Consider the following 18,302-nt stretch of genomic DNA (forward strand, 5'->3'; position numbering starts at 1 on the left):
AGCAATTTCCCAGTATTGGCGCGGCGCGAGGAATTGTTCATGCGCTAGAGAAACCAACGATTGTGGAATCGCTGTCAGCAGGGGTACGATAGCCGTACTTAAGCAAAGGAGGGTCGCAAATATGGCAGAATGGGTTGGCCCCACGCAGTCAGGCTCCTCAGACGCAACCCCTCGTCATGCAGGGAAGCATGCAGCTCCGAAGAACCGAATTCTCGGTAATATGAGGAAGCACTGGATTCTGTATCTGATGATCCTGCCGGGCATCTTGTATTACGTCGTGTTCAAGTATGTGCCGCTTGCGGGAAGCGTCATCGCGTTTCAGGACTTTCAAATCTTTAAGGGCATCGGAGGCAGCGAGTGGGTCGGACTTAAGAACTTTAAGTATATCTTCTCGTATCAGGACTTCTACACCGTGCTCCGCAATACGGCGGTCATCGCGCTCTACCAGCTGCTCTTCGGCTTCCCGGCGCCTATCATTCTCGCCTTGTTGTTCAACGAAGTGAGGCTGATGATGGCCAAAAGGTTCGTGCAAAGCCTGTTTTATTTGCCCCACTTTCTGTCGTGGGTCGTTGTCGGCGGCATCGTGTTCGAGCTTCTGTCGAGCCAAGGCGTCATTAACGCGCTGAGGGAATGGCTCGGCCTTGAGCCCATTCTATTCATGCAGGAGCAGAAATACTTCCGTTCCATCGTCGTTCTATCCGCCATCTGGAAGGATGTCGGTTGGGGAACGATCGTGTATTTGGCTGCAATCGCGGGGATCAATCCGAATCTATATGAGGCGGCCGTTATGGACGGCGCGAATCGCTGGAAGCAGACGATACACATTACATTGCCAACCATGTTCCCGACGATCCTGGTTTTGTTCCTGCTCAATATCGGCAATTTTCTTGAGCTTGGCTTCGACCAAATCTACAATTTACTTACGCCGATGACGTATTCGGTCGGGGATATCATCGAAACGTACGTATACCGGGCAGGGGTCTTGCAAGGCCAATATAGCGTAACGACCACGATCGGTTTATTCCAGTCGATCATCGGCTTTATTTTGTTATGGATCTTTAATCGGATGGCTCGAAAAACGGAACAGGGGTTGTGGTGATGAAGCTAACCAGAGGCGACAAAACATTTCAGTTGTTCAACTACTTATTTCTGTTTGCCGCTGCGGCCACCATGCTCATGCCGCTATTGCAGCTGCTGGCGGTTTCCTTCAGCTCTCCGATCGCTGCGGATTCCAAGCAAGTATTTCTGCTGCCGGTCGAATTTACGACGGCGTCCTGGAAGCATGTCCTGCAGAACGCGGGGTTATGGAAGTCCTTCGGCATCACCGTGTATATTACGATCGTGGGCACCGTACTTAGCATGTTATTCTCCGTGCTGACGGCTTATCCGCTGGCGCATAAGGATTTTCTGCTGAAAAGGCCGATTATGCTGGGCATTATCATTACGATGATCTTTAACGCGCCGATGATTCCGTTCTTTTTGACCGTGCGCGAGCTCGGCATGATGAATTCCTTGTGGGCGCTCATCTTGCCGGGCATTATCGGGACGTTCAACATGATCATTATTCGCACTTTTTTTATGGGGCTCCCCAAGGAGCTGGACGATTCGGCCCGAATTGACGGGTGCAGCGACGCGGGCATCTTATTCCGAATCTATCTGCCTCTGTCAAAGCCCGTGCTGGCTACGGTAAGCTTGTTTTATGCGGTAGGCTACTGGAATACGTTCTCGCGGGCCGTATTGTTCATACGGGATCCCGAGAAGTGGCCGCTTCAGATGAAGCTCAGAGCTTATCTGACTTCGCCGGAGGAACTTGCCGCCGTCAATATGTTTTTGGGAGACTACGATTTCAACACGACGACGCTTAAAGCGGCTACCATTCTGTTCGCAACGATTCCGATCGTATTGGTCTACCCGTATTTGCAGAAGTATTTCGTCAAAGGCGCCATGTTAGGCTCATTGAAGGAATAAGAGCGTAATTCTTGTTTTTCACCAAAAAAGGGAGGTATGACAAAGATGAACAGAAGGTTTGGAAAGTCGACGAAAACGGCGGCTATGGCGGCCGTGCTCGCCGTATCGCTAGTGGCTGGCTGTTCGAACGCCGGCAATGCGCCGAAGAACGCGGGAACAAACGGCGATGGAGAAAAGGCGGTTACGGTTAAGGTGTTTAAAAGTCATATGGGAGTCGGGACGATCCCGGACGCGAACAACGAGCATGTGAAGTACGTGCAGGAAAAGACGGGCGTCATCTACGAGATGATGACGACTCCGCCGGGCTCCGAGCCGACCGAATACTTGAATCTGATGATCGCGTCCGACGAGTTGCCCGACATTCTGCGTCCGATCGGAGGCATCGAGCAGACGTTGATCAAGCAGGGCGGCGCGCTGCCGCTGGAGGAGCTATTGCCCGAATATGCGCCTAACGTATGGAAGAACATTCCTCAGGAAGCCTGGGACGTCGTACGTTCGGCATCGCCGGACGGACATATCTACTACGTGCCCAAAGTGTTTCTCGTCCCCGAGCGCGCGCCGATGATCCGTCAGGATTGGCTGGATAAGGTGGGGCTGTCGATGCCGACCACGCTGGATGAATATAAGGATGTGCTGCGGGCCTTCCGAGATAATGATCCGAACGGCAACGGCAAGGCCGATGAATTGCCGACCTCCGGCCGGGAGTTCGGCAAGTGGATGGACCACCTGTTCGGCATGTTCGGCGTTGCCATGTGGGAAGGCGTGCCCGAATGGGACATCTACGAAGGGGAGATCGGCTACGCTGGCGTATCCGACAACATGAAGGCCGCCATTACTTTTATCCGCGAATTGTACGAAGAGAAGCTGCTGGACAACGAGACGTTCCTGAACAAAGGCGATGTATGGACGGCCAAAATCAACAATAACCTGGTCGGCAGCTGGTATCACTTGCCCGCCAACCTGAGGGATCGCTACACGGCGATGCTGCAAGGTGCGCCCGATGCGTATGTCAAGGGCATGCCGATGCCGGAAGTCGAAGGCTACGAAGGTTTCGTTACGATGAAGAGCATGGGAGAGCCGGAGTGGGTTATTCCCGCCGCAGCCGAAGCGAAGGCTCCCGATGCGCTCAAGCTGCTGGACTTTTTCTATGACAATAACAACGACGAGTTTGTTCGTTTCGGCATCGAAGGGATGCAGCATGAGGTCGTCGACGGCAAGAAGACGCTTCTGCCGCCGGAGGACAGCCGCCCGATCGCGCTTGGCATGCGCAACCTGACGACGGAAGAGGATATGGCGACGCGAATCAAGGAAACGATCCCGGAGGATATGCAGCAGATGGTGACGGACGTCTTCGAGGTGAGCAAGGCCGACGCGCGCCGCATTGCCGGAGACGGATTGCCGAACACCGTATACGAAGGCTATCCGGATATTCAGTCGCACAAGCTGTTCCAGGAGTATCTGACCAAGATCGTGATCGGGGAGTGGCCGGTCGATAAGTTCGACGAGTTCGTCGAACGCTGGAACAAGGCTGGCGGCGACAAGGTTACGGAGCGCGTACGGGAATGGTACGCGAAGCTGGCCGGGTAAAATCATAAGCGACGGGGCCGGCGTCAAAGCCGGTCCTGTCGGCTAATCGGACAAACACACAGGCTGCGAGGCGGTCAATTACGGCAGGAGAGGATGGACCTCATGAAAAAAAGATACGCGATTTGCGGAGTAAGCGGCAGAGCGCTCGGCATGTTCGCCAAGCCGATTCTGACCTTGTTCTCGGGAACTTGCGAGCTGGTCGGTCTGCTCGATCCGGATCCCGCCCGCTTCGAATTGTTCCGCGAGCGATATCCGGAACAAGCCGATATCGCCACGTACGGCGAAGCGGAATTCGAACGGATGGTCGCCGAGACGAAACCGGATGTCATCATTACCGCGGGCAGAGATGATACGCATGCCCGCTATATCATCGCGGCGCTTCGGCATGACCTGGATGTCATTACGGAGAAACCGATGGTGACGACCGGCAAGGACAGCCGCGGCGTGCTGGACGCCGAACGCGCCAGCAAAGGCAAGGTAACGGTGACCTTTAATTATCGTTATGCCCCGATTCATACCAAGATCAAGGAGATGGTGATGGAGGGCAAGCTGGGGCGCATTACATCCATCGATTTGAACTGGTATTTGGACACCTATCACGGCTCCAGCTATTTCAAGCGTTGGAACAGGGAACGCGAGCTGTCCGGCGGGCTTTCCATCCACAAGTGCACCCATCACTTCGATCTCGTCAATTGGTGGATCGACCAGAAGCCGCTGGAGGTGTTCGCGTACGGAGCTTTGAATTATTACGGCTCCGAAGGGGAAGGCAATCCCAGCCGGATCGATGGACGCCACTGCACGACCTGCGACGAGAGAGAAGCATGCGACTATTATTCGCGGTGGAACGCCAGAAGCAAGCATATGCGCGTACCGGATGATCACTTAGACTCGCTGGATGCGGGAAAGCAGGCTTCGTTTCCTTACTCCGGTTATCGGCCGGATCGCTGCATATTCGACTCGGATATCGAGATTGAGGATACGTATGCGGCTGCAGTAAAATACGACCGCGGCGCGCTGCTTAGTTATTCGGTCAATTTCTCGCTCCCATATGAGGGTTATCGTCTGGCGATCAACGGAACGAAAGGGCGAATAGAGACGCTGGAGTACCATATGCCGGGACGGACGCCGTTCCCGACGCCCGTGCAGACGATCGATTATTTCCCTTTGTTCGGCTCCAAGGAGACGATACACGTCGTGCATCGCGAAGGCGGGCATGGAGGGGGAGATCCGCTGCTGCTGGAGGATCTGTTCATGGGCGAGAGCGCTCGGAGACCTTACCGGATCTTATCCGGGGCGGAGGACGGCGCTTATTCGGTAGCGACGGGCGAGGCGGTATGGCGCTCGGTCAAGGAGCATCGCAAGGTCGAGATCGCGGAAGTATTGGGATATAAGCAGGCAGTCGGCGCGGGCCATTCGGAAGGAGGGAGTCGATGAGGAGCTATTCGGGCGCTTACTTCGACCGTCATGAAAGCATGGCGTCGGTTGCGGGATTCCACGACGTGCCGCATGTGCTGGAGACGATTGCGCAGCGGTACGTGGGCCAGCATCCTGCGCATGGCCCCGTGTACAGAGTGACAAGAGAAAGCGCGATACGCAAGCTGCCCAATCATCTGTACGACATGTCGGCAAGCAGCCTGTTCTCCGGCATGCGGCAAGGGCAATTTGTTTATGCTTGGGCGAAGCTATGGGCAGATGAAGCGCATGAGTTTATTTTCCATCTGCGATGTCTGGGACCCGTGCGTCTGTATCATAACGGCAGCAAGCAATTCGGCTCGGCGGCGGAAGAGACAGGCGGCGAAGATGCTCCGGCGGGAGAGGCTCAGCCTATTAAACGAAAGATAAAGCTCGCGCAAGGCTGGAATCACTTTGTTCTGGAGCTGGGAATGGATGCCGAAGGACGCTTCGGCGCGCAATTCGGTACCGGCAGCCGCAAAAACAAGCCCCTTCACTTCCTTGCTCCTTCCGAGGAGAGGGATGGCGAAGAAGGCTGGCTGTTTACCTCTCCGCTGGAAGAGAGGTTAGAGAGCATCCCTGCCGATCGCCGGTCGGAGCGCGCCACCGGCGTACGTTGGCTGCCCGAAACAGGCGACGCAGGCAGAGAGGGCGAGTTGGCCGTTCTGTACGAATCCGGATACGAGGCGTCGCCGGGCCACTTCGCGTTCGCGTGGACATCGGTGGACAATGGTTCCGCAGGTTATGCGCGCGTAAGGTTATCCGGAACCGCGCATGGGCCGGTATACGTTAAGTGGCAAGGCGAGGAGCGGGTCGCGGCGGATGGAGCAGGCGCTTTCGTCATCGAGCTCGATGCCGCCCCGGGGAGAAGCGATCTCATCCTCCGTTGCGTCTGCGGTCCGCAAGGCTGGGGCTTTGCGATCGAAACGTTCGAGGCTGTCGGCGCAGGTATAGAAGCAAGCGGGACCGCTTATACGCAAGGGGCGGAAGCAAGGCTCTATGCGCCTATACGCGTAGCGGGCTTGAACGGGAGCTGGCTCTATCTGGGCCCGTTCGGTCCCGATGCCGAGGGGGATGCGCGACCTTATCTGGCCATGGATACGGTAGCCGTAGATGGCGACAGAAGCTTCTATTGGACGACCGGCGAGCCGGGTGCCTATGTCAGGCCTTTCCTGGAGAACGAGTTGTTCGGACGTTGGAATTATCCGCTGGGCGTAACGATGTTCGGGCTGCTGGAAACTAGCAGTCTGCTAGGGCGAAGCGATCTGGCCGATTATGTGGCTCGACATGCGGAATTCGCGACTTCGATGTACGATTATTCGCTATGGGATCGGAGGCGCTTCGGTGCGGCAGGCCTGAACAATCAGCTGTCGGATATCGACAGTCTGGACGATTGCGGCTCCTTCGGCGCGCTTGCGATTCTGGCCGCGGAACGCGTTCGGCCGCTCAAAGGATTGCGGCAAGCGTCGGATGACATCGCCGGCTATATCATGGATGAACAGGATCGCATGGAGGACGGCGCCCTGTATCGCCGAATCGGCGTCTCGCCAAGCATGCACAACACGATGTGGTGCGATGACATGTACATGAGCGTGCCGTTCCTGTGTCGATATGCAGCCCTGGCCAACGATTGTCGTTATGTGGATGAAGCGGCGAGACAGCTGCTGTTATACCGGGACTACCTTTATATGCCGGAGCAGCGGATCATGTCGCATGTGTACGATGTGAGCCGCGGCGAACCTTCGCGTACCGCTTGGGGCAGAGGCAACGGCTGGGTTTTCTTCTCTTTGGCGACGCTGCTGGATGTTCTGCCGAAGGAGCATATCGATTATGCGCCGATTCTGGCGTTCTTCCGCGAGCTCGCCGAAGGGTATCTCCGGCTGCAAGGGGAGCATGGCCTGTGGCATCAAGTGCTGACCGACCCCGAGTCGTACGAGGAGGCGTCGTGCACTTCGATGTTCATGTACGGCTTCGCCCTTGGCGTGCGGCTTGGATGGCTGGAGCAGCCGGAGACCTATGCGGCGGCGGCGAAGGCGGGCTGGCAAGGGTTGTGCGAAAGGGCGATCGACAAGCAAGGCAACTTGTACGGCGTTTGCAAGGGGTCCAGCTGGTCCTATCGGCACGCCTATTACAAACACGACCTTGGCTGGAAATTGAACGATACGCATGGCATCGGCATCGTCTTGCTTGCCGGCATCGAGACTTACCGCATGATGCAGCAGAAGCAATCCCGCCCTGCCCGCGGATGACGGCCCAGCTTGGAGCTGCGTATGTGTCCGGCGGAACGGATCGCGTTATAATGAAAGGATATTCGGCATAAGGTGGGAAGCTCCGTGTTGAAATCCATCAAAAAACGGCTCATGTTCAATTGGGCGCATTCGCAAATCAGGCTGGTGCTGATCTTGACAGTATCCGTGTGCCTCATCATCCTGGCAGTCGGCCTCACGTCCTTCTATACCTCGAAGTCGGTGCTGCAGGAGGAGTTGGGGGAGCTTCAGCAGCAAATGCTGCGGCTTAACATGGACGTCATCGACGAAGCGATCAAAGAAACCGATCAGGTCGCCATACAAGTCGCGCTCAGCGACCATATCTATTGGTTCCTGACCAGCGACAATCAGAATTCGTATCGGGATATTTCGCAATCCTATCAATTTTTGACCACGTTAATCAATAATTCGGCTTATATCAAAAGCATTTACGTCTACGACATCGAGAAGGACAGCTTTCTATCGATTCCGCAAGGCTTTGCTTCCAACAGCGCGACCTTCCTGGATTCGGCATGGACGGAGGTCGCCTCCGAGTTCGGCGACAAATCGATGCTGGTCAAGAAGCGGGAGCTGCCCCGGGGCGCTTCGGCCAACGGATCGGACATTACGTTGTTCCGCCAGGTTAAGATTCAAGGCAAGGTCCAGGGTATCGTGGCGATCAACCTCATGGACGAGGCTTTGTTCGCGAAGCTCAATCCTCCGGTCATGAACGACTTGAACCGAATGCGGTATATCGTCGACGAAGAGGATCAAATTTTGTATTCGGTTGCGAACCATGAATTCGACGAGGAAGCGGTGGAATTGGCGATCGCGGAGATGCAGGAGGACGGGAAGGGAGATATGTCGTACCAGAACCGTCAGCTGCTCATTAACCAGATGGAGTCCAAGGTCGCAGGCTGGCGCTTCATCTCGATCGTCGAACAAGACAGCTTGCTTGCCCAGTCGAAGCGCATCGCGCAGGTCGTCTTCCTCGTATCGCTTGCCGCGCTAGCGCTCGGCAGTGCCGTCATTTATTACATCAATACCCAAGCACTGCGGCCGGTGCGCAGGCTGAGACAGCTGTTCGGCGCCGTCGACGGCAAGACCGGGGAAGACGGCGGAATCGATCTGGAGAAGATCGCCGGAGAATTGCTCGGCAAGCATGCTCATCTGTCGCATTTGGTAAGGGATACGTTGTCGGAGGCCTCCTCCAAGCTGATGCTCGACCTCTATAACGGGAATGTGAGCGGCAAACGCGATATGGAGGAGAAATGGCAACGATATTTCTCCGAGTGGACGTCTGCTCCGATGACGGCGGCGATGTTGTCCATCGACCGTTACGGGGAGTGGTCGCGGGCTATGTCGGGAAGCGATCATTCGCTGTTGAAATTCGCCATGGCCAATATCGCGACCGAGCTGCTCGGGACGCAGTGGCGCATTGCCTGCGCCGACTTCGGCAAAGACAAGATGGCCATTCTATTGCAGGCTAGATCCGAAGGACAGGTAGCCGAGCGCAAGCTGCTAGAGGTTGCCGAACAAATACCCCGATATTTGAAGTTTTCCGTATCGGCCGGCGTCAGCCATCCATTCGCCGACGTGACGCGGGTCAAGCAAGCGCTGCTTGAGGCGGACAACGCGCTGATGTATCGCTTATACCGGGGATATGGCCAAGTCATTTCTTTCCATGAGGTGTCGCAGCACGAAGTGGACGAGACGCAGGAGGAAGGCTTGACGGTCGAACGAGTCATTCAGGCGATCGAGGCCGGCAACGAGCAGGATGCGCTGGAATCGATTGCGGAAATGATGGAGCGGATTCGTTGCCGCAACGGGTATCCTTCGGAAGCGCTGACCGGACTGCAGGACGCAGCCGGGCGGATCGACGAGCTTGCGCCTGCGGAGGAACAAGGGAGCGAAGCCTTTTGTGAGAGATTCGGCACGCTTCATCTAGCCGATATTGAGCGGGAGTTCGCCGAACGGGTCAAACCCGTGGCCGAACGTTACGGCCGACTAATCGAAAGCAAGGATTACGTCACCTGCCATCGCATGATCGAATACATGAAGCAGCATCTGGGCGAGCCGATCGGCATACCGGAAATTTCGGAGTTCGTGGGCATCAGCAGCAGCTTGGCAAGTCAAGTGTTTAAACAGGAGACGGGCGAGACGATCTACAACTATCTGACGAACCTGCGAATGGAGCGCGCGGCGGAGCTTCTCGCAAGAACGGACGACCGTCTGTCCGATATCGCGCAGATGGTCGGCTATCAGCACGAGAACAGCTTCATCCGCACTTTCCGCAAGTGCAAAGAAATAACGCCCGGCAAGTACCGGGATATGATGAGAACCCGGATGGATGCCGCTTCGAAGGAATAACGTCGGGCTTGGCATCCTCCGTGGGCAACGTTGAGGAGGGACAAGCGGTGAACAGACAACAGATCGTAATGCGGCATCAGCCCGAATTGACCAAGTGGGACCCGCTATCCCCTTTTTCGGTGGGGAATGGCGAATTTTCGTTTAGCGTCGACGTGACGGGTTTGCAGAGCTTTCCCGAGCAATACGAGGTGCCTTTGGGCACCCAGTCGAATTGGGGCTGGCATTTCACGCATGGACGCGAGAAGTTTAGCGGGGAGGATGCGGCTCTCCAAACCTTCGACACGCACGGGCGGGAGGTTGGTTACCCAATGAAGCCGGGGGATCGTCCGGAGGCGTACCATTGGCTTAGGCAAAATCCGCATCGGCTGCAGCTGGGACGACTCTCCTTCAGGCTGTTCAAGGAAGACGGGCAGGAGGCCGAAGCGGGGGACATAACGGGTATTCATCAAACGATGAATCTATGGACAGGTATTCTCTCGAGCGAATTCGCGCTCCAAGGAGAGAAGGTTCTAGTCGAGACGGCTTGCCATGCCGCCATGGATACGATTGGCGTACGCGTGCGGTCGAACTTGATTGCGCAGGGCAGGTTACAGGTATTCGTCCGCTTCCCTGCTCCGGACATGACGCATGCCTCCTGGGATAAGACGGTATTCCCGGACTTCGGCCATGATGACAGGCATCGCACGGAGCTGCTGGAATCGACGGCGGATGGGGCGTCGATAGGCAGGAGCATGGATGAGGACGATTATCGCGTGGCCTGGTCCTGGTCGGCCGGCAAGCTGCAACAGACCGGTGTACATGAATGGACGCTGCAGCCGGAGAAGACGGCGGGGGAGCTAACGTTTGCGGTAGGGTTCGCGCCCGAGCATGCCCAAACAGCCGATTTCGGTTCCATTATCGAGGCTAGCGAGCGGCATTGGGCTTCGTTCTGGCAGAACGGCGCCGCGATCGACTTCGCCGGAAGCGCGGATCCGCGCGCGCACGAGCTGGAACGGCGAGTCGTCTTGTCCCAGTTCTTGTGCGCCATGCACAGCGGAGGGTCTATTCCCCCGCAGGAGACCGGGCTGATGTATAACAGCTGGTTCGGCAAAGCCCATCTGGAGATGCACTGGTGGCATGCGTCGCACTTCCCGCTGTGGGGCCGAGAGCGCTTGCTGCTTAACAGCATGGATTGGTACACGGACATTCTGCCGATTGCCGAAGAGCTGGCAAGATCTCAAGGCTATGAGGGCGCGCGTTGGCCCAAGATGGTCGGGTTCGACGGCAAGCCGTGCCCGTCCCCGGTCGCGCCGGGCTTGATCTGGCAGCAGCCGCATCCCATCGCGCTGGCGGAGATGCTGTATCTCGCCGACCCGACGCCGGATACGCTGGCGCGGTTCCGCTCCGTCGTGTTCGAAACGGCGACATTCATGGCGTCGTTCGCCCATTGGAACGAGGACACGAAGGCGTATGACTTGGGACCGCCGCTCATCCCGGCGCAGGAATGCCACCGTCTGCAGGATAGCAAGAATCCGCCGTATGAAGTGGAGTATTGGAAATACGGGCTGGAGACGGCGGTCCGCTGGGCGGAGCGGCTGAACGAAACGCCGGATCCTTCGTGGGCGAAGGTAGCCGGCGCGATGGCGCCACTGCCGGAGAAGGACGGCCTGTATTTGGCTCATGAGAATTGCCCGGACACCTTCGAGGCGAAAAATCATGATCACCCTTCGATGCTTGGCGCGATGGGGCTGCTTCCCGGCACGCTGGTCGACCGGGAGACGATGCTTGGCACGCTGCTGAAGGTCAAGGAGTGCTGGCAATGGGATACGGCCTGGGGCTGGGACTTCCCGATGTGCGCCATGACGGCCGCTCGCCTGGGCGAGCCTGAACTGGCGGTCGACTTCTTGCTGCTGGACGCGACCAAAAATACGTATTTGACGAACGGGCACAATTATCAACGTCCAGGCTTATCCGCCTACTTGCCGGGCAATGGAGGGCTGTTGACGGCTGTCGCGATGATGGCGGCAGGCTGGCAAGGGGAACACGGGGAAGGTAAACGCGCGGAAGCGCTGCCGGAGAACCCGGGGTTTCCGCAGGACGGAAGCTGGTCGGTGAAGTGGGAAGGGCTGAAGCCCTGGCTATAAGGAATAGCTGAACACGCAACTATAGTGCCATTCGGAAGAGGAGGAGATCGAACGATGACAGGGAGCGAAACAACCGGCAAAGGGAAACGGTGGCCATCGGAGCGCAAGACGTCCGTGGATCGCCTGACGGGGCTTGAAGTGACGCAGCTGACGGATTATAAGGCGCATAGCCATCATTTATATTTTACGGAGAATGGCTGGTATGATCGGGAACGTCGGCTGCTCTTCGTCTCCGACAGAGGGAATAGCACGAATCTGTACAGCATGGACGTAGAGAGCGGCGAGATCACGCAGTTGACCGAATATGAGAAGAATGACGCGCTGGATGCTTGTCTGCTGCCTGACGGAAGCGCCGCGTTCGTGAAGTTGGGGAGCAGGCTGATCCGCCTCGACCTGTCCACTTTGGAGGAACGGGTGGTGTACGAGGCGCCGGCAGGCTACCATCTGGGCAACGCGAGCGCGACCTCGGACAGCAGGCATGTGCTGACTTGCGTGCAGGAGGACTTGTCGCATCGGATTCGTCTTGATCTCGGCAACGGATACGTAGGCCACCGGGAGCTGATGGAAGCGGCGCCTCACAGCATGATCGTACGAATCGATGCCGACAGCGGCGAGGCCGAGAAGGTGTACGAGGCGAACAAGTTTATTACGCATATTAATGCTTCGACTACGGAGCCATGGCTCATGACGTTTTGTCATGAAGGGCCGTGGCATCTGGTGGACCACCGGATTTGGGGGCTGGATCTGCGGACCGGCGAAGCTTGGCGAATTCGGGAGAGACTGGAAACAGGCGAGAAAGTAGGGCATGAATTTTTTTATCCCGACGGGACAACGATCGGCTATCATGGCTTTCGCGCCGACGGAACCAACTTCTTCGGCAGCATTCGTTATGACAATACCGGGATGGAGGAAACCGATTTCGGCTTCGACACTTGGCACGGGTATGCCGACGGGCTGGGGCAGGCCGTCGTGGACGGCAAAGGCGCGGTCAAGAGTCTCAGTCTGTGGCGTAAGCAGAATGGCAAGTACGAGGGCCCCCGCATGCTCTGCGAGCTTCGGTGCAGCTTCCACTCGCAGAAGGTGCATGCCCATCCGCGCTTCGACGAGCGGGGGAAGAGATTGTTGTTCACGAGCGACAAGAACGGTTACGCCAATCTGTATTTAATCGATATTCCGGAGCGTTTCGAGGAGCTTCCTATATTCCGGCCATAGAGACGAGGAGGATGTGAAGATGAAGGCTGAGACGCGGATTCATAGCGGGACGAACATGTCCGGCAAAATCGCCGAGACGATTCTTTCGCTCACCGACGAGCATGGTTATCACCCGCAAATCGCGAACAAATGGGGATATGTGTCCGGCATGGCGCTGCTTGCGATCAGCCGGGCGGGCGATTGGACGGCCAACGACAGCTATCAGCCGTTCGTCAAGCGCCAGATGGACGCGTTCATTCAGGACGATGGCGCGATCGGCGGTTTCTTCCGGTTGGAGGATTACAACCTGGATCATATCAACAAAGGCAAAAACGTGCTGCGCTTGTGGCGGGAGACCGGCGAAGAAAAATACCAAAAGGCAGCCAGCCTGTTGATTACGCAGTTGATCGGTCAGCCGCGGACGGAAGAAGGCGGCTACTGGCATAAAAAAATATATCCGTTCCAAATGTGGCTGGACGGCTTGTACATGTCATCGCCTTATATGGCGGAATATGCGGCGACGTTTCAGAAGAACGAATGGTTCGACGAAGCGGCGAAGCAATTGCTGCTCGTCGAGAAACGGACTCGCAACCCGCTGAACGGGCTGCTGCATCATGCTTGGGACGAGAGCCGAGAGCAGCGGTGGTGTGACGGAACGACGGGACGATCGCGCTACGTATGGGGAAGAGCGATGGGCTGGTACGCCATGGCGCTCGTGGATTCGCTGGAGCACTTCCCAGCCGATCATCCGAAGCGAGGCCAATTGATGGGCATTTTCGAACGCATGTGCAATGCGGTGCTTCGGGTGCAGGATCAGCAAAGTGGCGTCTGGTATCAACTTTTGGACTGCAATGGCCGCGAAGGCAACTATCTGGAGGCGTCAGGCTCTTGTATGCTGACGTATGCGATGGCTAAGGGGATAAGGCTGGGCTACCTTGCGGAGATCGATCGCGGGGCGGTGGAGCGCGCTTATGAGGGCATATTGGTCCGATTCGTCACGGAGGACGAGAAGGGCGTGCATCTGCATGGCATCTGCCACGGCGCCGGGCTTGGCGGCCGCAAGTACCGCGACGGCTCCTACGAATATTACATGAGCGAAGCGGTCGTCAGCGATGCGCTTATGGGGGTAGCGCCGTTCTTGCTCGCCAGTATCGAAATCGAGAGGCTGCGAGAGGAAGCGGGCGAAATTGAGTAGAGGGGAGCGCGGCGAGTCCTATCATGCGGGTGCCGATCATGTGGATGCCAATTATGTTGACGACGGTCCTTGTGGCGGCCAAGCAAGCGATCATCCAACCTGTAATCCTGAGGACGTGTTGATCCTGCGCTATCCGGCTTCCTGGTGGCGCAACATGTGGCGAGAGGCGCTGCCGTCCGGCAACGGCGTTATCGGGGCATCCGTATTCGGCGGCGTGAAGGAAGAGACCGTATTGCTGAACCATGCCAAGTTATGGCACTGGGGGCAGAAGGACGAACTGCCGGATGTCAGTCACGTCTTGTCCCGGACAAGAGCGATGATGGATGAGGGGCGGTATAACGAGGCCAGCTGGCTGCTCGCGAACGCCTTGAAGGAGAGCGGGTACGGAACGAAGCTGGCGTCGCGCTTCCCCCTTGCGGCCATTCGTCTCGACATGCCTTGCGGCAGCGCCTTTCGCTCCTATCGGCGTACGCTGGCTATGGATAGCGGGGAAGTCCATGTCGGATGGACGGATGGGCCGATCCGCTACCAACGCCGCTTGTTCGTTTCGCGCGCCGACAATGCCGTCGTTTACGAGATTGGATCGGACGGACAATCGTCGGTTTCCGGCGAGATCGGCCTTGTCTTGCATCCCAGCGACCGCTGGGCGGATACGCCGGAATTCAAGGAGCTGGAGAAGTCCGTGGAGGCGGGGGCGTCCGCTTGGGAGGCTGCCTCTCTTGCAGGAGATAATGAGGGCAAACATGAGTGGGACTGGCCTTGCGGCTTGGAAGGCTGCGAGGCGACTGAAGGCGCCGCGGGGGTTTCGTGGTTCTCCGCAACCAATGACGACGGGCTTGACTACGGTGCGGTGATGTTCATCAAGTCCCAGGGCGGTATCGTACGGGCAAGAGACGGGATGCTCATTATTGAAGGCGCCTCAAGCGTTCTGGCTGTAGTGCGCGTATTCGTCAAAGGTGAGCGGGTACGCGACTGGGACAGACTCCGGAGAGAGCTGTCCAACCTTATGTCCGATGTTACCTATGAGCAACTGCTGGAACGTCATACCGCGCTGCATCGGCCTTTGTACCGCTCCGCTGCTCTTGAGCTTGGGGACGAGGGGCGGGCGGATTCTCTTAGCGGGCGTCGGATACAAGAGGATATGTCCAATGAAAGATTGCTCCTTGATGCGTACGAAGGAGAAGCCCCTTTATCCCTTGTTCGCCGAATGTGGGCCTATGGCCGATACCTGTTCATAAGCGGAACGGACGCTTCCCCGGAAGCCGAGCCGTTCGGACTTTACGGTCTGTGGGGGGGCGATTACCGGCTCGTGTGGAGTCATAACATGGCCAACGAGAATGTCCAGATGATGTATTGGCATGCTCAAGTAGGCGGGCTTGGCGAATTGACCCCCGCTCTCTTCCGCTATTACGAAGAGCTGATGGACGACTTCAAGGGCAACGCCCAAAAACTGTACGGCTGCGAAGGGATCTACATTCCCGCAGGGACGGCGCCGGGTATCGGGGTGCCTAACCAGATCGTGCCCGTCATTCTGAATTGGACGGGAGCTGCCGGCTGGCTTGCCCGTCATTACGTCGAGCATTACCGATTCTCGGGTGATCTGGATTTTCTGCGGGGGCAGCTCATCCCGTTCCTGCGGGAAGCGGTTCGTTTCTATGAAGACTTCCTTGTGACCGGCGCGGACGGATTGTATCGCATCTATCCATCCGTCTCTCCGGAGAATACGCCGCTTAACTTTATGCCGCCGGAAGGCGTGGCGCTGGCGCATCCCATGCCCACTACGATTAACGCAACGATGGATGTCGCCATCTTGAAGGAGCTGCTTGGCAATCTTCTTGCGGTTTCTCGTCAATCCGGCACGGCGACAAGGGCTGAGCATGAGAAGTGGAAGGGCATGCTCGATAAGCTTCCCGCATATCTCGTCAATGAGGACGGCGCCGTTCGGGAGTGGATCCACCCCGACTTTGACGACCGGTACGCGCATCGGCATCTATCCCACCTGTATCCGGTGTTTCCGGGCCAGGAAGTGTCGGGGGAGAGCGACCCGGAGCTATTCGAAGCCTTCAAGACAGCCGTGCGCAATCGCGAGCTGGGAGCGCAGAGCGGATGGTCGCTTGCGCATATGGCTTCGATTTATGCAAGGCTCGGCGATGGCGAGAGCGCAGCCGGGTGTCTGGATATTCTCGCACGTTCGAGCCTGTTGCCCAATTTGTTCACGCTTCACAATGACTGGAGGGGCATGGGCGTCTCCTTGAACATGGCTACTGCCCCGGTGCAGCTTGATGCGAACATGGGGTGGGTGAACGCCGTGCAGGAGATGTTATTGCAGGTAGCGCCCGGCTTCGTTAAGCTGCTTCCCGCGCTGCCGGAGCGGTGGGCGCGCGGCAAGATTTCGGGCTGGCGGTTCCATACGGGAGAGGTAGCCATGGAATGGGATCGTGAACGGGGACGTTTCCTTGCCGTGCTGTTGGCGGAGCGAGAAACGGAACTCGTCGTCAAAGTGCCTGAATGGGTCGGCGGGTTCCAAGTGACCGGAGGAGAATTCGGGTCGTCCGAGCTCGGAAGGTCGTACCGTACTTTGCGGCTGGAAGCGGGAATGTCGGCGAGGTTTGAGATGGTGAATAAAGAGAACGGATAAGCAGGCTAATCAGACTTCGAGTACATCGCCAGTATGGCGATGTACTTCTTTATATAAGAAAACCCCCAGTTCGACTGGGGGTTCAGGAAAGCTATCCTGACGTTGAATAAACCCCCAATCCATTGTGCCAACTTCGTCGTATAGCAAATAAAACAAGACGCCAAACGAGCGAGCATCCGTACTCTGCCGATACTGCCAAGCGAGCACAACGGTGTTGTGGTGTGGTTTACAAGCAAATCGTACGTGCGGTTTTGGAACTCTTTTTGCAAACGCAATAGTGACTTTGCGCACTGATAAGCAATACTGTGGAGCAAAGTTCTTTTCTATTAAGGGACCTGGCCTGTGCCTTCCGGTACAGGCTATTTAGCGATGTCTTTAGCAGCCCTCAAGCTGTCAGCCATTCCCGGCATTGCTCAACCTCGCAATAAGCAGCAGACAGCCTCTGAGTAATCATTACATGCCCTAATGAGAAACAAAAATCGCACAGAAAGACCTCAAGATATTTAAGGCTCCTACTTGCGAACAAGCAGTATATTATAACTATCAACAAGAAAGAGGGGGAGCCATGAAAGTAACGTCTGCTGCCGTAGGAACGGATCAAGCGCCTGCAGCCAAAGAGGCTTTCTACCAGACCAAGCGGTTTCGGCAAAATATTCCGTTGTTTGCCATGCTTATACCGGGGGTGCTTTATTATCTGATCTTCCGCTATGCGCCTATGGGCGGTCTTGTCATTGCCTTCAAGGACTACAATTTTCACGATGGCATATGGTCAAGTCCGTGGGTGGGGTGGAAATATTTTGAGGTTTTATTTCAGTCTAACGTTACACTGCAGATTATCTGGAACACCCTTAACTTAAGTGTTCTGAATCTGGTGTTCGGGTTTCCTGCGCCGATTATTATCGCGATTGCCTTGAATGAGGTGCGGAAGACTTGGCTAAAGCGCTGGATTCAAACGGTTATTTATTTGCCTCATTTTTTGTCCTGGGTTATCGTTGCAGGCATTGTCCTGACCCTGTTCTCCATCGAAGGCGGTACCGTTAACAAGCTGCTGGGTCAATGGGGATGGGAGCCGGTGCCTTTCCTGTACCGAGCGGACTCATGGATCGCCATCTTTATCGGCTCCGGCATGTGGAAGGAGATGGGCTTCAGCGCTATTATTTACCTCGCCGCTCTCTCCAGCATTGACCCCAGTCTGTACGAATCCGCGGGGATGGATGGAGCAGGGAAGCTGAGACAGATTTGGCATATCACCCTGCCGGGCATCCGCCCTACGATTATTCTTCTGCTGATTCTAGGAGTGGGTCGTCTGATGGAAGTAGGATTCGATCAAGTTTACAATTTACAAAATCCTACTGTATTGGAGAAGGCGGAGGTCATCAGCACCTATGTGTATAAGGTGGGTCTGCAGCAGGCTCAATTTAGTCTGACCACGGCCATGGGGTTATTTGAGTCTTTTGTTGGACTGGTGCTAGTGTTGTCGGCCAATGCATTGGCCCGTAAATTCGATCAGGGATTATTCTGAAGAAAGGAGG

At 56.5% G+C, this 18,302-nt stretch carries 11 protein-coding genes; all 11 read left to right on the forward strand.

The window, feature by feature from the left end:
• The first annotated feature begins 220 nt into the window (after positions 1-220).
• The 11 genes from H7F31_RS11305 (at position 221) to H7F31_RS11355 (ending at position 18,292) form a co-directional block, all read left to right on the forward strand.
• On the forward strand, positions 221-1,099 hold the full coding sequence (locus H7F31_RS11305; protein ID WP_246608942.1) for an ABC transporter permease: 879 nt from the start codon (positions 221-223) through the stop codon (positions 1,097-1,099).
• The gene (locus tag H7F31_RS11310) at positions 1,099-1,968 is read left to right on the forward strand and encodes a carbohydrate ABC transporter permease (protein ID WP_108995979.1); all 870 of its coding nucleotides are present in this window, start codon (positions 1,099-1,101) and stop codon (positions 1,966-1,968) included. The genes H7F31_RS11305 and H7F31_RS11310 overlap by 1 nt, the downstream gene beginning before the upstream one ends.
• A gap of 45 nt (positions 1,969-2,013) precedes the next feature.
• Positions 2,014-3,555: an extracellular solute-binding protein gene (locus H7F31_RS11315; protein WP_187104262.1), complete on the forward strand. Its 1,542-nt coding sequence runs from the start codon at positions 2,014-2,016 to the stop codon at positions 3,553-3,555.
• Positions 3,556-3,657: 102 nt separating this feature from the next.
• A complete protein-coding gene (locus tag H7F31_RS11320) occupies positions 3,658-4,989 on the forward strand; it encodes a Gfo/Idh/MocA family protein (RefSeq protein ID WP_187104263.1) in 1,332 nt (443 codons plus the stop codon).
• A complete protein-coding gene (locus H7F31_RS11325) occupies positions 4,986-7,256 on the forward strand; it encodes a glycoside hydrolase family 88/105 protein (protein WP_187104264.1) in 2,271 nt (756 codons plus the stop codon). Before H7F31_RS11320 ends, H7F31_RS11325 begins: the two co-directional genes overlap by 4 nt.
• An 84-nt stretch (positions 7,257-7,340) precedes the next feature.
• Positions 7,341-9,623 carry an AraC family transcriptional regulator gene (locus tag H7F31_RS11330; RefSeq protein ID WP_187104265.1) on the forward strand — a complete coding sequence of 761 codons (2,283 nt, stop codon included), beginning with the start codon at positions 7,341-7,343 and terminating at the stop codon, positions 9,621-9,623.
• Positions 9,624-9,691: 68 nt separating this feature from the next.
• On the forward strand, positions 9,692-11,746 hold the full coding sequence (locus H7F31_RS11335; RefSeq protein WP_187105303.1) for a glycoside hydrolase family 65: 2,055 nt from the start codon (positions 9,692-9,694) through the stop codon (positions 11,744-11,746).
• Between the two features lie 54 nt (positions 11,747-11,800).
• On the forward strand, positions 11,801-12,958 hold the full coding sequence (locus H7F31_RS11340; protein WP_187104266.1) for an oligogalacturonate lyase family protein: 1,158 nt from the start codon (positions 11,801-11,803) through the stop codon (positions 12,956-12,958).
• 19 nt (positions 12,959-12,977) lie between these two features.
• Positions 12,978-14,132, forward strand: coding sequence for a glycoside hydrolase family 88/105 protein (locus H7F31_RS11345; protein ID WP_187104267.1), 1,155 nt, complete (start codon positions 12,978-12,980; stop codon positions 14,130-14,132).
• Positions 14,125-16,770, forward strand: a complete 2,646-nt coding sequence (locus H7F31_RS11350) for a glycosyl hydrolase family 95 catalytic domain-containing protein (protein WP_261800381.1) — start codon at positions 14,125-14,127, stop codon at positions 16,768-16,770. The genes H7F31_RS11345 and H7F31_RS11350 overlap by 8 nt, the downstream gene beginning before the upstream one ends.
• 565 nt (positions 16,771-17,335) lie before the next feature.
• Positions 17,336-18,292 (forward strand): ABC transporter permease, encoded by a 957-nt coding sequence (locus H7F31_RS11355; RefSeq protein WP_187104268.1) that lies wholly within the window; start codon positions 17,336-17,338, stop codon positions 18,290-18,292.
• Positions 18,293-18,302 lie beyond the last annotated feature (10 nt).

The organism is Paenibacillus sp. PAMC21692, assembly GCF_014303795.1.
GTDB lineage: Bacteria > Bacillota > Bacilli > Paenibacillales > Paenibacillaceae > Pristimantibacillus > Pristimantibacillus agaridevorans.